General features: G+C 67.7%; 14 protein-coding genes. 4 read left to right on the top strand and 10 right to left on the bottom strand.

The features are described 5' to 3' along the window. Nucleotides 1-5: 5 nt before the first annotated feature. On the bottom strand, nucleotides 6-1,397 hold the full coding sequence (locus SOM39_RS14135) for an amidohydrolase family protein (protein ID WP_320458675.1): 1,392 nt from the start codon (nucleotides 1,395-1,397) through the stop codon (nucleotides 6-8). Between the two features lie 146 nt (nucleotides 1,398-1,543). Here SOM39_RS14135 and SOM39_RS14130 point away from each other — a divergent pair, with 146 nt between their 5' ends. After that, nucleotides 1,544-2,140 carry a DUF308 domain-containing protein gene (locus tag SOM39_RS14130; protein ID WP_320458674.1) on the top strand — a complete coding sequence of 199 codons (597 nt, stop codon included), beginning with the start codon at nucleotides 1,544-1,546 and terminating at the stop codon, nucleotides 2,138-2,140. Here SOM39_RS14130 and SOM39_RS14125 read toward each other — a convergent pair. From SOM39_RS14125 to arcA, 6 genes are all read right to left on the bottom strand, one after another. Next, entirely contained in the window at nucleotides 2,137-3,519 is a 1,383-nt protein-coding gene (locus SOM39_RS14125) for a MipA/OmpV family protein (RefSeq protein WP_320458673.1), read from the bottom strand. The two genes, SOM39_RS14130 and SOM39_RS14125, sit on opposite strands and share 4 nt — an antisense overlap. A gap of 8 nt (nucleotides 3,520-3,527) precedes the next feature. After that, on the bottom strand, nucleotides 3,528-4,994 hold the full coding sequence (locus SOM39_RS14120) for a DcaP family trimeric outer membrane transporter (protein ID WP_320458672.1): 1,467 nt from the start codon (nucleotides 4,992-4,994) through the stop codon (nucleotides 3,528-3,530). Nucleotides 4,995-5,034: 40 nt separating this feature from the next. After that, nucleotides 5,035-6,453: an efflux transporter outer membrane subunit gene (locus SOM39_RS14115; RefSeq protein ID WP_320458671.1), complete on the bottom strand. Its 1,419-nt coding sequence runs from the start codon at nucleotides 6,451-6,453 to the stop codon at nucleotides 5,035-5,037. Then, nucleotides 6,446-9,595, bottom strand: a complete 3,150-nt coding sequence (locus tag SOM39_RS14110; protein WP_320458670.1) for a multidrug efflux RND transporter permease subunit — start codon at nucleotides 9,593-9,595, stop codon at nucleotides 6,446-6,448. Before SOM39_RS14110 ends, SOM39_RS14115 begins: the two co-directional genes overlap by 8 nt. Further along, complete coding sequence (locus tag SOM39_RS14105; protein WP_320458669.1) at nucleotides 9,592-10,752, bottom strand: efflux RND transporter periplasmic adaptor subunit; 1,161 nt, start codon at nucleotides 10,750-10,752, stop codon at nucleotides 9,592-9,594. The genes SOM39_RS14110 and SOM39_RS14105 overlap by 4 nt, the downstream gene beginning before the upstream one ends. Before the next feature lie 73 nt (nucleotides 10,753-10,825). Continuing rightward, entirely contained in the window at nucleotides 10,826-12,076 is a 1,251-nt protein-coding gene (gene arcA / locus SOM39_RS14100; RefSeq protein WP_320458668.1) for an arginine deiminase, read from the bottom strand. Between the two features lie 312 nt (nucleotides 12,077-12,388). Between arcA and SOM39_RS14095 the strand changes: the two genes are divergently transcribed. From SOM39_RS14095 to SOM39_RS14085, 3 genes are read left to right on the top strand one after another with little or no spacing between them, the layout of a single operon-like run. After that, nucleotides 12,389-12,850: a glycine zipper 2TM domain-containing protein gene (locus SOM39_RS14095; RefSeq protein ID WP_068851874.1), complete on the top strand. Its 462-nt coding sequence runs from the start codon at nucleotides 12,389-12,391 to the stop codon at nucleotides 12,848-12,850. 15 nt (nucleotides 12,851-12,865) lie between these two features. Beyond that, entirely contained in the window at nucleotides 12,866-13,360 is a 495-nt protein-coding gene (locus SOM39_RS14090; RefSeq protein WP_320458667.1) for a DUF6491 family protein, read from the top strand. 12 nt (nucleotides 13,361-13,372) lie between these two features. Beyond that, on the top strand, nucleotides 13,373-13,924 hold the full coding sequence (locus tag SOM39_RS14085) for a TIGR00645 family protein (RefSeq protein ID WP_210132500.1): 552 nt from the start codon (nucleotides 13,373-13,375) through the stop codon (nucleotides 13,922-13,924). Nucleotides 13,925-13,931: 7 nt separating this feature from the next. On the opposite strand, the gene SOM39_RS14080 is transcribed toward SOM39_RS14085, so the two are convergent. From SOM39_RS14080 to SOM39_RS14070, 3 genes are read right to left on the bottom strand one after another with little or no spacing between them, the layout of a single operon-like run. After that, entirely contained in the window at nucleotides 13,932-15,653 is a 1,722-nt protein-coding gene (locus tag SOM39_RS14080) for an alpha/beta hydrolase (RefSeq protein ID WP_320458666.1), read from the bottom strand. Continuing rightward, nucleotides 15,650-17,077 carry a basic amino acid/polyamine antiporter gene (locus SOM39_RS14075; protein ID WP_320458665.1) on the bottom strand — a complete coding sequence of 476 codons (1,428 nt, stop codon included), beginning with the start codon at nucleotides 17,075-17,077 and terminating at the stop codon, nucleotides 15,650-15,652. Before SOM39_RS14075 ends, SOM39_RS14080 begins: the two co-directional genes overlap by 4 nt. Nucleotides 17,078-17,090: 13 nt before the next feature. Next, nucleotides 17,091-18,515 (bottom strand): basic amino acid/polyamine antiporter, encoded by a 1,425-nt coding sequence (locus SOM39_RS14070; RefSeq protein WP_068851863.1) that lies wholly within the window; start codon nucleotides 18,513-18,515, stop codon nucleotides 17,091-17,093. Nucleotides 18,516-18,541: the final 26 nt, after the last annotated feature.

Genomic DNA, 18,541 nt, shown 5'->3' with positions numbered 1-18,541 from the left:
CCCGCTCAGCGCGCATCCTTGTAGATCTTGCCGTCCTTCATGATCACGTCGAAGTTGGCGTCTGCATCGGCAATGACGTTGATGTCGGCCAGCGGATCTCCTTCGACCAGCAGCAGGTCTGCCAGCGCCCCCTCCTCCACCACGCCAACACGCCCGGCATACGGGCTGCGTTTGCCCGAGAGCGCCAGCAGCTGGGCGTTGGTGCCGGTGGCCATCACCAGCGCTTCGGCCGGCGTGTACCAGCGTGTCAGGCTGGCCAGGATGCGGTTCTGCTGCGAGGCCAACGCACTGGAAAACAGCACGTCGGTGCCGAAGGCGGTCTTGAGCTTGTACTTGATGGCGAAGCGGTAGGTCTGGTCGGTCCCGGCGAACACCTCCTGCGCCTTCTCCCACTGCTCCGAGCCCTTCGGGAAGGCGTTGGCCAGCTCCGGCGGGAACGGCTGCGTGCTGAGCCAGGTGCCGGTATCGCGGATGCGGCGGGCAGTGGCGTCGTCCATCAGGCTGCCGTGCTCGATGCACTTCACCCCGGCACGGATGGCGCGCTGGATCGCTTCCGGGGTGTAGGCGTGCACCGTCACGTAGGTGCCCCAGTCGGTGGCGGCTTCCACCGCCGCCCGGACTTCCGGTTCGGTGAAGGTCACCACGTCCAGCGGGCTGTGCGGGGAAGAGACGCCGCCGCCGGCGGTGAGCTTGATCTGGCTGGCGCCCCGCATCAGCTGCTCACGCACGCGCACCCGCAGTTCGTCAGGGGTATCGGCAATGGCGCTGTCACCCAGTACGTCATGACGCGAGCCGGGCTGGCCCACGGTGCGCGGCAGGTCGGAGGCCTCGCGGAAATCGCCATGGCCGCTGGTCACGGTAATCATCGCGCCGGAGGGCCAGATGCGCGGCCCGTCTGCGTGGCCGGCATCGATGGCCGCTTTCAGGCCCCACACCGCGCCGCCAACGTCACGCACGGTCGTGAAGCCGCGCAGCAGCGTCTTGCGGGACTCTGCCCCGGCCACGATGTTGATGTAGCCCGTATCGGCCGTCATCAACGTCTGGATCGGGATGCCGGCGAACATGCTGTGCCAGTGCATGTCGATCAGCCCGGGCATGAGGGTGCGGCCGCGCCCGTCGATGCGGCGCGCGCCGGGCGCGTCGATCGCACCGGCCGAGATGCGCGCGATGGTGTTGCCCTGCACCAGCACGTTGCTGGGTGCGGAAAGGCGGCCGTGGGTGCCGTCGAAGATGCGCACGTTGGTGAACAGCGTGGCGGCAGGTGCCGCGCCGGTCGCCGGCGGCGGGGAAGCATCGCCCTCCGGTGCCTGCTGCAATGCCGAGTGCGCGCCTGCCGACGCGGCCAGGCCGATCGAAACCAAGGCACCCAGAATCCGGACAGTCAGTCGTTGCGACATGGCACTGCGCCCCCGTGGCGGTTGTTGCGCTGGTATAGGAGCGGACACGTTAGGGCCATGTGTTTGCGGAAATTACTGGTGCGGGTTTCACTGCTGCATAACCCTGCCGGGCGGGTAATTGGACGATTTCCCAGGAGTGGCCTGTCATGACCGTGTTCTCCCGACTTGGCAAGGACCCCGGCTCCATCGGCGTGGCAATGAAGTCCAGCTGGCAGCGCCTGTTGATCGTGGGCGTGCTGTTGCTGGTGCTGGGCGCGTTCGGCATTTACGCCTCCTCCTTCATGGTCCGCACCATGACGGTGCTGGTGGCCGGCCTGCTGGTGATCGCCGGTGCTTTGCAGCTGACCGAGGCGTTCCTGCTGCACGGGCTGCCCAGTTTTGCGATGACCATCCTGCTGGGTGCGGCGCAGATCATCGGTGGCGTGGCCATCTACACGCACCCCGAGTGGGCCGCGTACGCCGTGGCGACCACGGTGGCCGCAGTACTGGTGGTGCAGGCCATCGCGCAGATCAGCCTGGCATTCCGGTTTGCACCGGGCGGCAAACGCTGGATCTCCCTGGTGTCGGGGCTGGTAGCGCTGGTGGCCGCGGTGGTGTGCGTGAGCGGCGTGGCCTGGGCCGGGCGCGCCTCCGCGTCCTGGGGCGTGGGGTTGGCACTGCTGGCCATGGGCGTGGCGTACATCGCCATCGCCCTCCTGTTCCGGCAGGACCGGGATCCTGCGGCCTCCCCTGTGCGGCGCTAGAACGCGCCTTCCAGGTAGGTGTAGATGTAGTTGGAGCCGCCATCGACCGTGCCCAGCATCTGCGCCGAACCGAAGATGCCGGAGCGGTGTGAGACCCCGAAACCGAAATACAGCTCGTGCCAGCGCTCGCTGCCGAAGATGTCGCCCAGGCTCACATCGATGCTGGGATCCAGGTAGTTGAGCACCTTGGATGTGTTGCGCTCGCGGCGTGCCTGCGACTGCACTTCCGCATACGGCACGCGCTCGGCGTAGGACACGCCAAAGCCGAAGCCAAGCCGCGTCTTGACCCGGTGCGACCACGGGAAGCCGTAATAGAAGCCCTTCATGTAGGCATCGATCTGCCACGAATCCGGCTGGTGCCCCTTCTCGTCGTGGCGCAGCACGCCCACGTAGCCGACCAGGTCGAGCGGCCAGCCGTTGAGCCCTGACACGAACGGGCGGCCCACGTGTATGCCCCAGATGTCGGTGGGATCGTCATCGTTGAGGCTGACGCAGCTGAAGGTCATGATCTTGACCAGGTGGCAGCCGTCGTCCGAATCGCGCCCGTAGAACACCTTCACGTAGGTGGGGGTGCCCTCCTTGTCCCAGCGCACCTGGCCATTGCCGAAGTCGTAGGCGGCGCCGACCATCGCGCCCCACTGCATGTCACTGTCCACCAGCGGGCTGTTGCGGATGGTGCTGGAATAGCGCTTGGCGAACACGCCGCCGACAAGGCTCCAGTTCTGCAGGATGCGGTAGCGGCCGTACAGGCCGGCGGTGATGTCCAACCCGCTGCCGGCCGAATACTCGGTGCGCTCCGGAGTCACCTCATAGGACTCCACGCCGAAGTAATAGTCGTTGAGCTTGGCGCTGCGCCAGCCCAGGGTGAGCACCGGCTGCAGCGCCCAGCGGTCGCCACGCAGCGTATACCCGTACCCGGCGCGCACTTCGGTGCCGTTGGAGTTATTGGAGATGTCCTGGCGGACCGTGAAATCCAGCGCGTGGTTGTCGTGCTTGAAGTAATAGCGCGCGCCGATGTCGGCCTCGCTGTTGCGGGTTTCCATGCCCTCGAGGATGTCGGGGGTTTCGTCTTCCGGGTAGCCTTCCAGCCGCCGTTCGACGAACAGTTCCAGGCCCTGGTTCTCGCGCGGGGTGAAGCGCACGCCGGCCGCGTTGGAGCGCAGGAAGAAGCGCTCGCCCTCGTACAGGTACAGCGGCATGATATCGACCCGATCGTCGGCGCCCTTGTAGGGTGACGATTCGATCCTGCCGAGGAAGCCCAGCCCGGCGCTGCCCGGCTCTTCCAGGATGGTGCCGAGCATGGCGTCCTGCGCGGCCACCGGGGGGGCGGCGGCCAGTGCGCTGACCAGCAGCATTCTTCGAAGTCTGCGCGTAGCCATGACGTCTCCTATTTCACGAAGTCGTACTTGAGCGCGGTCTGCAGGCGGAACACATCGCCGCTGGCACCACTCTGCTCCTGCAGCTTGCCGTACAGCAGTTCGGCGCCCCAGCTCCAGCTCGGCGCCGGCTGCCAGATGATGTTGGCGGCGGCGTAGTCGCTGCGGCGGAACACGGTCGGGTCGAGCAGCTGGTCACGTTCCAGGTACAGCCGGCTGTAGGTCACGGTGGTGCGCCAGCGCTGCGACCAGTGGTGCGTGTAGCCCAGCCATCCGCCGTACTGCTGCAGCACCTGCAGGTCACCCTCGGGGTCGACCACCCCGTCAAGGTTCAACCCGCCAAGATCACCGATGAAGGCCGAGATGCCCTGCCCGCCCAGCGCACCGAATACCATGTAGTCGCCGTTGTCGCCCCAGCCCCAGGTGCCACTGAGGGCCAACCCGCCGGCGGTGGCGCTGTCGCTGCCCTCATTGCTGTCCTGCGCCGAATCGTAGGCCAGGTACCGCAGCAGGCCAGACGCCTGCAGGCTGCCCCAGTCCGCTTCATGCCGGGCCGCCAGCACCAGGTTGGGGGCGGCCGTGCGCGAGCGTTGGGTGGCGCCGTAGAACTGCAGCTCGGGGGCGCGATGCTCGGCCGCGAGGATGAACTGGTTGCCGTTGCCCAGCGGGAAGTACTGGCGGATGCTGGCCACGCGCGCCGACGGCGAGGCGCCAGGGCCGGCGAAATCCAGCGTGTCCGGGCCCGAATCGAGGTCCATGAAGGCCGACCAGCCAAAGCCCACGTAGGTGTTGCCCAGCTGCCCCCACGCATGCCGCAGGCGGTAGCCGTAGCTGCCGCCGGAGCCGAAGAAGTCGTTCTGGATCAGGAAGCGCAATTGGCCGGCGCCGGTATCGCGGCGGCCCTCGAGGGTGAGCCGGGTCTGGCGGGCGTGCATGTTGAAGCGGGTGCTGTCGCGGCCGCCATCCACTGGAATGTCGGAGGTGATGAACTGGTCGCTGTCGCCGGCATCGCCGCTGTCGAACATCGCATCGAGCTTGGCGTAGCCACCCAGCCGCAGCCACGTGCCGGTGCCGGGGATGAGGAAGAAGCCCTCCAGTTCATCGCCGGGGGGCACTTCGTTGTCCACGCGGGCCGACGCCTGTTCGTCCTCGTCGAAGGTGTCGCGCGCCGGCAGCGGCGACGGCGGCACGTTCAACGCCGCGGGCGACGCCGCGACCAGCGGTGCGGCGGGCACCGATACCGCGCCCGGCGCAGCGGCCACGGCAGGGGCTGGCGCGGTGGGCGTGGCCGTGGCGGGCGCCGCCGGCGAGGCATTGGCCTGCCCGGATTCGAGTGCCTGGATGCGCGCGGTGAGCATATCTACGGTCTGGCGCAGCCGCTGGATCTCCGCGTCCTGGGAAGCGTCGCGGGTCTGGGCGACGACGGCGCCTGGCAGCAGCACGGCGGCCAGGCAGAGGGTTCGGGTGGGAATGCGCATGGAAAACGGCCTCGCTGGGATATCGGGAACATGAAAAGAATCAGTCGACGGGGATCTCCCGCTGGCCCTGGCCGCCGCCCAGTGCGGCGTACAGGTTCACCGCGTCCTGCAGCGCGGCTGCGCGCAGCTGCAGCAGGTTCTGTTCGGCGGCGAAATGGTTGCGCTCGGCATCCAACACTTCCAGGTACGGGGTCAGGCCGACGTCGTAGCGGTCGTGCGCGGTGACCACCAGCGCCTGCTGCACTTCCACCGCACGGATCTGCGCCTGGATCTGCCGGTCGTTCTGTTCGGCGGCCACCAGCCCGCTGGCCACTTCGCGGAAGGCGTTCTGCACGGTGGACTGGTAGGCGGTCTCCCGCTCGTCGCGGACGGCGTTGGCTCCGTCCACGCGCGCACGTCGGGCACCCCAGTCGAGCAGCGGCAACACCGCGCCGGCACCGAACGACCACACCCGGTTGCTGTCCGACACCAGCCCGGACAGCTCGTTGGAGGCGTAGCCGCCCGCGCCGGTCAAGGCGATGATGGGGAAGTACAGCGCCCGCGCCACGCCGATGTTGGCGTTCGCGGCACGCAGCTGGTGTTCGGCCAGGCGCACGTCGGGGCGCGCTACCAGCAGCGCCGAAGGCAACCCGGGGTCGAGCCGGGTGAGCTGCGCGTCGGGATCCAACGGCAGCCCGGGCGGCAGTGCCGGCGGCAGCGGCGCGCCGACCAGGAACTGCAGCAGTTGCAGCGCCTGGCCCTGGGTGCGCCGTAGTTGCGCCAGCTGCAGTTCGGTCTGGGTCACCAGCGCATAAGACTGGTTGAAATCGATGGAGGACGTGAGCCCGGCGTCCATGCGCAGCTGGGCCAGTTCCAGGGTTTCGTTACGGCTGGCCAGCGACCGCTCGGCCAGCACGATGCCTTCGTCGCTGGCGCGTACGGCGTAGTAGCTGGCCGCGACGTTGGCGACCAGCGACAGTTCCGCCGTGTTCCGGGCTTCCTCGGTGGCCAGGTACTGGCGGCGCGCCACTTCGTTGAGGTTGGCTACGCGGCCCCAGAAATCCAGCTCGAACGACGGGATGCCTACCTGCAGCCCATAGCTGTCGACGGTGACCCGGGGCGCGCCGTCGGCGGCGCTGAGCGGTGTGCGCAGGCGCTGGCCGGAGGCGCTGGCGTCCAACCCGGGCAGGCGCTGGCTGCGCTGGATGCGGAACTGGGCGCGCGCCTGCTCGATCCGCGCAGCCGCGCCGGCGAGGTCGCGGTTGTACACCAGCGCCTTGCCGATCAGGTCGCGCAGTACCGGGTCGTGGAAGAAGTCCTGCCAGGGAATGGCCGGTGCCGCGGCACCGCCCGTCGTCGACGCCGGGAACCGCGCAGGAACCGGCGCCTCCGGGCGCACGTAATCCGGCGCGAAGTTGCACCCGGCCAGCTGGCAGAGTGCCAGCGCCGCCCCCGCACGCCAGAACAGACCGCTACGCATCGGCGTCCTCTTTCGGTACGGGCGCGGCGGGATCGACCGTGCGCGGACGCGCGCGCCGGCGCAGCAGGAAGTAGAACAGCGGGGTGAAGAAGATCCCGAACAGGGTGGCGCTGAGCATGCTGCCCAGCACGCCGGTGCCCACCGCCTGGCGGCTGGCCGCACCGGCACCGGTGGCGATCACCAGCGGCACCATGCCCACGATGAAGGTCAGGCTGGTCATCAGGATCGGGCGCAGGCGCTGCTGCGCGGCCTGCAGGATCGCATCGCGCACCGGCACGCCCCGCGCTTCCTCGTCGAGCCCGAACTGCACGATCAGGATCGCGTTCTTGGCGGCCAGGCCGATGATGGTGACCAGGCCCACCGTGAAGTACACGTCGGCCGACATGCCGCGTGCGGCGGTGAACACCACCGCGCCGAGGATGCCCAGCGGCACCACCAGCAGCACGATCACCGGGGTCACCCAGCTTTCGTACAGCGCGGCCAGCAGCAGGAACGCCACGATGAAGGCCAGGCCGAGCAGCATGCCCACCTGCCCCGACGCTTCGCGCTCCTCGCGCGCGGTGCCGGTCCACTCGTGGCGCATGCCCGGCGGCAGCACCTCGTCGGCGATGCGCTCCATCTCCACCAGCGCCGCGCCACTGGAGACGCCGGGCGCGCCCTGCCCCGACACCGTGGCCGACAGGAACCCGTTGTAGCGCTCTACCTGCTGCTCGCCGACCGTCCAGCGCGTGGTCGCGAAGGCGGAGAACGGCACCGACTGGCCGTTGCTGCCGATCACCCGCAGGTCGGACACATCCTCGGCGCGCATGCGCTGTTCGGCGTCGCCCTGGATGAACACCCGCAGCACGTTGCCCTGGCGCACGAAGTCGTTGACGTAGGCCGAGCCGAACATGATGCCCAGCGCCTGGTTGACCTGCGACAACTGCACGCCCAGCGCACGCGCCTGGGTGCGGTCGATATCCACGAACAGCTGCGGGGCGCGCGGCATGCCTTCCGGGCGTACGCCAGCAAGGCGGTCGTTGGCGGCGGCGCGGGCGGCAATGCCCATGGCGGCCGCGCTCAAGCCGGCACCGCCTACGCCGCTGCGGTCTTCAATCTTCATGCTGAAGCCGGAGGCGTTGCCCAGCGACTGGATCGCCGGTGGGTTGAGCGCGAACACCTGCGCCTGCGGAATGCGGGTGAACGCCGCGCTCATGCGCGCGGCCAGCGACATGGCGCTGCGCTCGCTGCCGCTGCGTTCGGCCCACGGGTGCAGGTCGACGAAGGACATGCCCACCGCCTGGCCCTGGCCAAAGAAGCTGAAGCCGATCACCGTGGCCACGTTGCGCACTTCCGGTTGCTGGCGCAGGATCGCCTCGGCCTGCTCCGCCGCTGCGCGGGTGCGCTCCATGGTCGCGCCGGGCGCGGCGTTGTAGGCCACGAAGATGTAGCCCTGGTCTTCGGTGGGCAGGAAGCCGCCCGGCAGGCGCGCATACAGCAGGCCGGTGACCAGCGTGACCACCACGAACACCCCGATCCACAGCCACGGGCGCACCAGCATGCTGCCCACCCAGCCAGCGTAGCTGCGGCTGCTCTTGTCCAGCCCGGTGTTGATGGCGCTGAACAAGCGCCGGCCGGGTCCGCCCTTCCCCACCTGTTCCTTGGCCGGGCGCAGCATCGCACCGCAGATGGCCGGGGCCAGGGTCAGGGACAGAATCGTGGAGACCACCAGCGATACGCTGAGCGTGACCGCGAACTGCCGGTAGATGCCGCCGGCCGAACCGGGGAAGAACCCCATCGGGATGAACACCGCCAGCAGCACCAGCGTAGTGGCGATGATCGCGCCGGACAGCTGCCCCATGGCCTTGGCCGTGGCCTCGCGGGGTGGCAGGTCCTCTTCGCGCATGATCCGCTCGACACTCTCGACGATCACGATGGCATCGTCGTTGAGGATGCCGATCGCCACCACCATCGCAAACAGCGACAGCAGGTTGATCGAGACCCCGAACGCCAGCAGGCCGAGGCACGCCCCCAGCAGCGAGACCGGCACAACGATGGTGGGCAGGAACACCGCGCGCCAGCTCTGCAGGAACAGCAGCACCACGATGGACACCAGCACCAGCGACTGCAGCATGGTTACCGCCACACCGTTGACCGATTCGGTGATGAAGGGCGTGGTGTCGAACGGGGTGGTCCACTGCATGCCGTCCGGGAAGCTGGTTTCCAGGTCCTGCATGCGCTGGCGCACGGCGGTGGCGGTGGACAGCGCGTTGGCACCCGTGGCCAGCGATACCGCCAGGCCGGCGGTTTCCTGGCCGTTCAAGCGCAGGTTGAAGGCGTAGTTGTCGTTGCCCAGTTCCACCCGCGCCACATCGCCCAGCCGCACGGTGGCAGCGCCCGGGGTGGCGCGGATGATCACCTGGCGGAACTGTTCGGGGGTGCTGAAGCGCCCGCGCATGACGATCTGCGCGGTGGTTTCGGTGGACGGCGTGGTCGGCTGCAGGCCCAGGCCACCACCGGCGGTCTGCGCGTTCTGCTCACGCACCGCCGCCATCACTTCGCCGGGCGAGATGCCGTAGCTGACCAGCTTCTCGCGGTCCAGCCAGATCCGCATCGCGTAACTGGAGCCGAACAGGGTCACGTCGCCCACCCCGTGCACGCGGCGCAGTTCGTCGGCGATGTTGCTGTTGGCGTAGTCGCCCAGCTCCAGCGCCGAATACCGGCCCTTGTCGGACTGCAGCGAGATCAGCATCAGGAAGCCGTTGCTGGCCTGGGTGACCCGCACGCCCATCTGCCGTACTTCATCGGGCAGCCGCGGCTCGACCCGGGCCAGGCGGTCCTGCACCTGCGACCGGGCGATATCCAGGTCGGTACCGCTGCGGAAGGTCACCCGGATCTGCGCCGTGCCATTGGCACGACTGGTGGAGGTCATGAACAGGAAATCGTCCACGCCGCTGAGTTCGTTCTCGATCACCGAGGTCACGGTGCGGTCCAGCGTCTGCGCGTCGGCACCGACGAACGTGGCCGAGATGCTCAGCGAGGGGGGCGCCACGTCGGGGTACTGCTCCACCGGCAGGCTGACCAGGGCGATGCCACCGAACAGGATGGCGAACAGCGCGATCACCCACGCCAGCACCGGCCGGTAGACGAAATAACCACTCATGGGGCTTTTGCCTTCGCCTTGGGATCTGCTTCGGGCTGGATCGCCACGGGCTGGCCGGGCTGGATCTTGTGCCAGCCGTCGACAATGACCTTGTCGCCGGGGGTAAGGCCCGACTGCACCACCCAGCGTCCGCCGGCCTGCCCGGCCAGCGTCACCGGGCGGCGCACCGCGACGTTCTCGTCATTGACCAGCATCACCGTGGCTTCGTCCTCGCCCACCTGGATGGCGCGCTCGGGCAGGCTGGTGCCATTGCGGATGCTGCCGATGGCCAGGATGCCGCGCACGAACTGGCCCGGCAGCAGCCGGCCATCGGGGTTGGCGAAGCGTGCGCGCAGCGTGCGGCTGCCGGTGGCCGGGTCGATGGCGGTTTCGCTGAAGTCGACGACGCCTGCTTCGGGCAGCCGAACATTGCCGTCAAGAAGGATGGTCACCTGCACCCGGTGGTCGTCGCCCACGTCGATGCGGCCGTCGGCCACGCCGCGCTCGAGCTCGTTCATGGCGATGTTGGACGGATTGAAGATCACGAATGCCGGGTCGACCTGGTCGATCCGGGTCAGCAGCGTGGCTGCGGCCGCACTTACCAGCGCGCCTTCGCTGACCTGGGCCCGACCAGTGCGCCCTTTGATCGGCGCGCGTACCGTGGCGTGGTCCAGCTGCAGCGTGGCGCGGTCCACCGCCGCCTGCGCTTCCATCAGCGCGGCATCGGCCTGGCGGAACGAGGCCTGCGCCGATTCGTATTCCTGCACGCTCACAGCCTTGCGCTGTACCAGCGTGGACAGCCGCGCACGCAGCGAAGACGTCTGCGCCTTGGCGGCACGGGCCGAGGCCAGTGACGCACGCGCCTGCTGCAGGCGTGCCTGCAGGTCGCGCGGATCGATCTGGAACAGCGGCGCGTTGGCCTCGACCTCGGTGCCATCGACATACAGCTGGCGCTCGACGATGCCATCGGCGCGCGCACGCACTTCGGCCGAGCGACTGGCTTCGACCCGCCCCGGCAGTTCCACCAGGTTCGGCACGGCCTGTGCCTTGACCACTTCCACGGCCACCAGCGTGGGCGGTCGCTCGCTGCCGTCAGGCCCACCACCCCGCCCACAGCCGGCGGCCAGCGCAACCGCCGCCAACAGCCATGCACGCGCCATCCATCCAGGGGATTGCATCCTTCCGGCCTCCGCGGTTCGCACGGCGCCGGCACCTGGCCGGCCGCCGTGACGGGAAATGTCGGCGCAGCGTCTAGAAACTTACTGCGTCGCGGATCAACGGACAGGTCATGCAGTGGCCGCCACCGCGGCCACGCCCCAGCTCGGCCCCGACGATGCTGATCACTTCGATGCCCTGCTTGCGCAGGTCGGTGTTGGTCTGGGTGCTGCGGTCGTAGGCCACCACCACGCCCGGCGCCATCGCCACCAGGTTGTTGCCGCTGTCCCATTGCGAGCGCTCGGCCGCATAGCGGTCGCCGCCGGACTCGACGATGCGCAGCTGCTTGAAGCCCAGCGCTTCGGCCACCACGTCGTTGAAGTGCTTCTTCTCGAACACGATCTCGAAGCCCGGCGCCTTGTCGCTCGGATGCAGCGAGATGGTGTGGATCTGGTCGACGATACCCGGGAACACGGTCACCACGTCGCGGTCGGCGAAGGTGAACACCGTATCCAGGTGCATGGCCGAGCGCAGCTTGGGCATCACCGCCACGATCACCCGCTTGGCCGCGCCGTTCTTGAACAGCGACTGGGCCAGCTGGGTGATGGCGGTGCGCGAGGTGCGCTCGCTCATGCCGATCAGCACGATGCCATTGCCCGGAATCAGCACATCGCCACCTTCCAGCGTGGCATTGCCGTGGTCCACGGTGGGGTCACCGAACCAGATCGGGAACTTGGCCTTGGTGAAATCCGGATGGAACTTGTAGATCGCGGTAGTCAGGATGGTCTCTTCATGCCGCGCCGGCCAGTACAGCGGATTGAGGGTCACGCCCTGGTAGATCCAGCAGGTGGTGTCGCGGGTGTACAGCGTGTTGGGCAGCGGCGGCAGCAGATAGCCAACGATGTCCGGCTGGGCGCGCGCGGCCTGCAGCGTGGGGCCGGCGAAGTCGTCCGGCAGGTCGAACACGCTCAGGCCGCCGATCAGGGTTTCAGCCAGCTGCCGCGCCGGCAGCGATTGCAGGTAGGCGCGCACTTCGGCCATGAATTCCACGCCCACTTCGTTGGCGTTGATCTGGTGGTCCAGGATCCAGTTGCGGGCCTCGTCAAGCTCCAGCGTCTCGGTCAGCAGATCGTGCATCTCCACCACGTCCACGCCGCGGGCGCGCATCTTGGACATGAAATCGAAATGATCGCGCTTGGCGTTGTCTACCCAGATCACGTCATCGAACAGCAGGTCGTCCTTGTTGCGGGGCGTGAGCCTGCTGTGCGCCATGCCAGGGGCACAGACCATCACCTTCTTGAGGACGCCAACTTCGGAATGAACGCCATAGACAGTTGCACTGGACATTGCGGGCCTCTCCATTTCGCGAAAACAAACAGGGAAAGCGAAGCCTCCGCCTGTCATCGCGGCGGCCACGGGATGTGCTCTCGTTGCGTGCAGAACTAGTCCCGAAAAGGTAAAACCCACGTGAGCGTCGGAATCTGGATAGTGAGCAAAAAGGCCTGTAAATGCTGGATGTGTTGCAGTGGTTGGCGCGGCGATATCTTTCACATCGCCGTTACCGGTCGCGTAGTTAATCGCTGCTCCATGGAGCACATTCCAGGGCCAGGACGGCTGGCCACTTCGCAGTCCCGCGCATTCATTTGATGGAGACACACGATGAAACTTTCCCAGGCAGGCGCCGCGACGGCGCTGTTGGCATCGGCCCTGTTCATGACCGCCTGCGCCACCCACACCACGCCCAGCACGTTCAACCGCTCCGAGGTCGGGCGTGCCCAGGACGTGCAGATGGGCACGGTCCAGTCCATCCGGGCGGTGCAGATCCAGAATGACTCACGTGGCGTGGCCACCATCGTCGGCGCCGGCATCGGCGGCGTGGCTGGCAGCTCCATCGGTGGTGGCAGCCGTGCCAACACCATTGGCGCCATTGCAGGTGCGGCAGCAGGCGGGGCCGCAGGCAACGCACTTGCCCGCAGTGCACGCAACGGCGTGGAGATCACCGTGCAGCTGGAGAACGGTCGAACCGTCGCCGTGGTCCAGGATGGCAACCCCAACGACTACCGCGTGGGCGACCGCGTGCGGGTCTCCAGCGACGGCGCCACTACCCGCGTCACCCGCTGACACGAAGGAACCGTCATGCGCCACCTGCTGATGACACTGCTCGCCGTGGCCGCCCTCAGCGGATGCGCCACCACACCCACGATGACCACCCAGGAGCGCTTCAACCTCTACGTGCAGCATGCCGGGCCACCGGTGGCGTCGTTCCAGCTGGCCCGCTTCGTCCGCCAGACCCAGTGGACGCCGCTGGGTGACCGGGCGCTGGCGGTATGGACCAGCTCCAGCCGGGGTCACCTGCTGGAGCTGCGCGGCCGCTGTACCGGGCTGTCCATCGCCCACACGGTGCAGATCACCAATTCGTTCGGCACCGTCAACGCCCGCTGGGACAGCGTGATCCCGCGGACCGCGAGCGTGGCGATGCCGCAGTCCTGCCGCATCATCCGGATCCGCCCGCTGGATGGCACCGCGATCCGCGATGCGCGCCGCGAGATGCGCAACACGACCTACGGTGACCGCCCGGCCGACCTGGTGGAAGACACCGGTCCGGACGTGTCCGATCGGTTCGACGACTGAGGATGGAGTGCCATGCCGATGGAGCGCCTGCGCGGCCTGTTCCGCCGCAACGTATCGCGCAGTCTGTTCGATGCGCGATGGATCATGGCGCCGTTCTATTTCGGGCTGGTGGTGGCGCTGTTGCTGCTGCTGTTCGTGTTCCTGCGCCAGCTGGCCAATTACGTGCTGAACATCGCCAGTATTGGTCCAGCTGACGCGGTGTTGCTGGCGCTGTCGCTGATTGACATGTCGCTGGTGGCCAACCTGCTGCTGATCGTCACCCTGGCCGGTTACGAGAACTTCGTGACCCGGATCGATTCCGGCCAGGAACGCCGGCCGGCATGGATGGGCACGGTCGACTTCGGCGCAATGAAGACCAAACTGATGGGGTCGATCATCGCGATCTCGGCCATCGCGCTGCTGCGGATCTTCATGAAGCTGGAAGAAGGCCTGGTGGTCGAGCCGGAGGTGCTGCGCTGGATGTCGGTCATCCACGGCATGCTGCTGCTGTCGGCGCTCATCCTGGCGATCATCGAACGCCTGTCCCAACAGACCCGCATGCCGCACCCACCCCGCGAGCCCTGAGCGCTGCTCAGCCGCCGGCGGCACTGCGCCGCTGTTCGATCTGCTGGCGACGGCGCGGGTCCAGCAGGAACTGCAGCCGACGGATGTCGCCCGCGCTCCAGCCCTGCGTGCCCAATACCGCCTGCCACCCGGCAATATAGTGCGAGGGCGCGAAGACGTGCCCGTAGCCCATCGGCGTACGGTCGGCCAGCAGCATGTCCAGCGCCAGCTGCAGCATGCTCACCAGTGGGTACCAGCGCACCGCCGGTGACACATCCGGTGCGCGTGGTTCGGCCATCCAGTCCGGTTGCCGCCACGCGTCATACGGGGTGAAGAAGGTAATCGGGTCGCTGGCGTACTGCAGGTACACCACCCGCATCCGCCCCCAGGGCGCGTCCGCCGGTACCGGGCTGCCGCCCTGGTTCATGAAGCGCACCGCGCGGCTGTCACGGAACACCGGCAGCCATTCGGGCGAGCCGGCGTTGCGCTGGTTGGTGGTCTGCCGCCAGGTGTGGGTGGCGAAGGGCGGGCCACTCCACAACGCGCCGTCGATCGGCGTGTCGATCATGTCGAACAGGTTCACCGAACGCTCGGAATTCATCGCACCCAGGCTCAATCCGTGCACGAACAACCGCGGCCGGGTTTCGGCCGGCAAGGTACGCCAGTACGCATAGACCTCGGCGAACAGCAGCCTCGACGTTTCCTCGCCGTACTCCGGCTCGACCATCAGTGACAGCGGGCTGGAAAGATAGGAGTACTGCACCGCCACGCTGGCCACGTTTCCATGAAGCAGGTATTCCAGGCTGTCCGCCGCTGCCGGGTCGACCCAGCCGGTGCCGGTGGGGGTGATCACCACCAGGTTGGCGCGCTCGAAACCGCCCTGGCGCTGCAGCTCGCGCAGCGCCAGCCGCGCACGGGCACGGGCATCGGCGGCCGCCGGCAACCCGGCATAGACCCGGATCGGCTGCAGCGCGGGTTTTCCGGTGAACGCGGCAATGTCCGCCGCATCCGGGCCGGCAGTCACGTAATCGCGCCCTGCCCGGCCCATCTGTTCCCAGGCCACCAGCGAGCCCGGTCCACCCGTCGCACCCGGGCGTGTCGGCGCGATGGCATCGGGCGGAATCAACGCATCGGCCTTGCGGAACGAAGCGTCGGCCGCATGCAACGCACCGCGCAGCAGCACGCCATTGGCAATGTTGAAGAACAGCACCGCCGCCACCACGATGCCCAGCAGGCGCGCCACCGGTGCGGGCATCACCCGCCGCGACAACGCCCCCACCCGGCGCGCCACCCAGGCGAACGCGCGGCCCAGTACCAGCAGCACACCGAACACGGCCAGCGCGATTACCAGCAGACGCAGGGAGAAACTTTCGTCCAACGGCGGCAGGCCCATCACCGCGCGCACCGAATCCTGCCAGGGGCGCACCCACCACACGGTGAGCGTACAGGCCAGCAGGCTTACCCACGGCAGCCAGCGCAGGACCTGCTGCAACCGTCCACGGCCCAGCTCCGGCAGCAGCAGGCGCCGCCACAGGGCCGCCAGCGCCACGCCGATGAGATAGCCCAAGCCGAAGCAGATACCCGACAACAGGCCCTGCGCCAGGTAACCACGCGGCACCAGGCTGGGGGTGAGCGAGGCAATGAACAACAGCGCGCCCAGCACCTGCCCGGTACGGCACAGCGGGCCGCGATACGGCGCGGTCAGGCGCGCCAGCACGCTGCGGGACGGGCTGGCCGGTGGTCCGGTCACAGGCGCAGCCAGCCGCTGGCCAGGCCGACGATCGCCGCCACCGCCATCGCGCACAGCAGCAACAGCACCCCCATTTCCAGCGGCCGGAAAGCGATGCCGCGGTGGCGCTGCCAGGCCCAGAACAGCAGCGACCCGGGCACGTACAACAGGCTGGACAGCAGCAGGTAGCGGCTGCCGCCGGCCAGCAGCATGGACGCGGCGTAGACCGTGGCGATGCCGGCAATCCAGCGCATCCGTGCATGGGCAGGCGCATCCACGCCGCCCTCGGCGCCCAACGACAGCTTCAGCTGGTACGCGGCGACCAGCAGGTACGGCACCAGTGTCATCGCGCTGGTCATCTTCAGCGCCAGGGTAAAGGCGTAGTCGGCGAACCAGCTGACCAGCAGGAAGGTCTGGATCACGCCGTTGGTGAGCCACAGCGCGGCGTCCGGAACCCCTGCACGGTTCTCGCGGGCAAGCGCACGCGGCATCGCATCGTTGAGCGCGGCCGAGTGCAGCACTTCGGCGGCCAGCAGCGACCAGGACAGGTAGTTGCCCAGCACCGAGATCAACAACCCGATGCTGATGAACAGCGCGCCCCAGCGCCCGGCGATGGCTTCCATCACCCCCGCCATGGACGGGGTGCGCAGTGCGGCCAGGTCGGGGCGCAGCAGGATGCCATAGGACAGGATGGTGACCATCACCAGCAGGCAGAGCACGCCCAGGAAACCGGCCACGGTGGCAATGCCCACATCCTCGCGGCGGCGCGCATGGCGGGAGTACACGCTGGCGCCTTCGATGCCCACGAACACGAACACGGTCAGCAGCAGCGTGCCCCGGGTCTGCTCCCACAGCGTGCCGGCGCCCGGCGGCTCGCCACCCCACAGGTTCAGCGCGAACACATCGGCACGGAAGCCCAGCACCAGGAATACGATGAACACCGCCAGCGGCACCAGCTTGGCCACCGTGGCAATGGTGTTGATCAGCGCCGCCTCCTTGATGCCGCGCAGGATCAGGAAGTGGAAGCCCCACAGCAGCAGCGAGGCGGACACGATCGCCACCACCGTGGTGCCGTCGCCGAACACCGGGAAGAACTGGCCCAGGGTGGCCTTGATCAGGATCAGGCAGGCCACGTCCGCCAGGCAGCAGCCCAGCCAGTAGCCCACCGCCGAAAGCAGGCCGGCGAAGTCGCCGAACCCTGCTTTCGCATACGCATAGATGCCGGTGTCCAGCTCCGGCTTCAGCCGCGACAGCGACTGGAACACGAAGGCCAGCATCAGCATGCCGGTGCCGGCGATCGCCCAGGCCAGCAGTGCACCGTTCACCCCGGTGTTGGCGGCGAAGGCGGCGGGCAACGCGAAAATGCCCGAACCGATCATGGAGCCGACCACCAGCGCGGTCAGCTCCAGCAGCGACAGCTTGCGGCTACCCACGGCGGGGCTCATCGCGGCATGGTCCTTAGATCTGGATATAACCCGTTGCGATCCAGTACACGCCCACGATGGCAGCAATCACCGCCACCGCCAGGATGATGAAATCCGACGCCTTGGTGAAGATCTTCTCGCCCTGCTCGCGCCGCGCCCAGAAGTACAGCAGGCTGCCCGGTGCATACAGCACCGCCGAGAGCACGATGAACTTGATGCCGCCCGCGTACAGCAGGAACGCGGTGTAGATCGTGGCCAGGATCGCCAGGGTCAGGTCACGCCCGCGTTCGTTGGGGCGCTCGTTGTAGGTCTCTCCGCGCCGGGTGATCTTCAACCCGTACGCGGCCACCAGCAGGAACGGAATCAGCGACATCGCGCTGGTCAGGTTGAGCATCAGCGAGAACGCATCGCGCGACCAGTAGGTGGTGATCACGATCAGCTGGATGATGATGTTGGTCGCCCACAGTGCCGCCGACGGCACCCCGTTGGCGTTCTCACGGGCGAAGATGGCCGGCATGTCCTTGGTGCGCGCCGCCGCCGACAGCACTTCGGCGCAGATCAGCGACCACGCCAGGTAGGCGCCCAGCACCGATACCATCAGCCCGACGCTGACGAACACCGCGCCCCAATGGCCCACCACCGCTTCCAGCACGGTGGCCATCGAGGGCTGGCGCATGCCGGCGATGTCGGCCCGCTCCAGCACCGCAAACGGCAGCAGGGTCACCAGCACCATCAACGTGGTGACCACCAGGAAACCGGTGATGGTGGCCGCGCCCACGTCCTTGCGCTCCTTGGCATAGCGCGAGTACACGCTGGCGCCTTCAATGCCGAGGAACACGAACACCGTGACCAGCATGGTCGCGCGCACCTGTTCGAAGATGCCGCCTTCCAGCCCGCCGCCGTAGAAATTGAACTGGAACACGTCCATCTTCATGGCAAAGGCCATGATCACCAGGAACACCACGATGGGGATGACCTTGGCAATGGTGACGATCTTGTTGATCGCCGCGGCCTGCTGCACACCGCGCAGGATCATGAAGTGGAACAACCAGATGCCGGCCGAGGCCACCAGGATCGCAACGACGGTATTGCCATCCCCGAAGATCGGGAAGAACGCGCCCAGGGTGGATTTGATCAGCACCCAATACGACACGTTGCCGATGCAGCTGCCGATCCAGTAGCCGAACGCGGAAAGGAACCCGGGGTAGTCGCCGAAGCCCTCCTTCGCATAGGCGAACACACCGGCGTCCAGATCCGGCTTGCGCTCGGCCAGCAGCTGGAACACGCGGGCCAGGGTGTACATGCCCAAGCCGGCGATCAGCCACGCCACCACCGCACCCAGTGGGCCGGTGGCACCGGCGAAGGTTCGCGGGAGGGAGAAAATACCTGCGCCGATCATGCCGCCGACCACCATGGCGGTAAGTTGCGTGCGCGTCATCTTCACGACGTTCGAGGACATGGCTGGCGTCCACTGGCAGGCTGGAG

Source organism: Stenotrophomonas sp. CFBP8994 (assembly GCF_034044835.1).
In the GTDB taxonomy this organism is placed as follows: Bacteria; Pseudomonadota; Gammaproteobacteria; order Xanthomonadales; family Xanthomonadaceae; genus Stenotrophomonas; species Stenotrophomonas rhizophila_A.
Note: the sequence above shows the minus strand (reverse complement) of the source record. Positions and strands in the feature narration are given on the sequence as shown.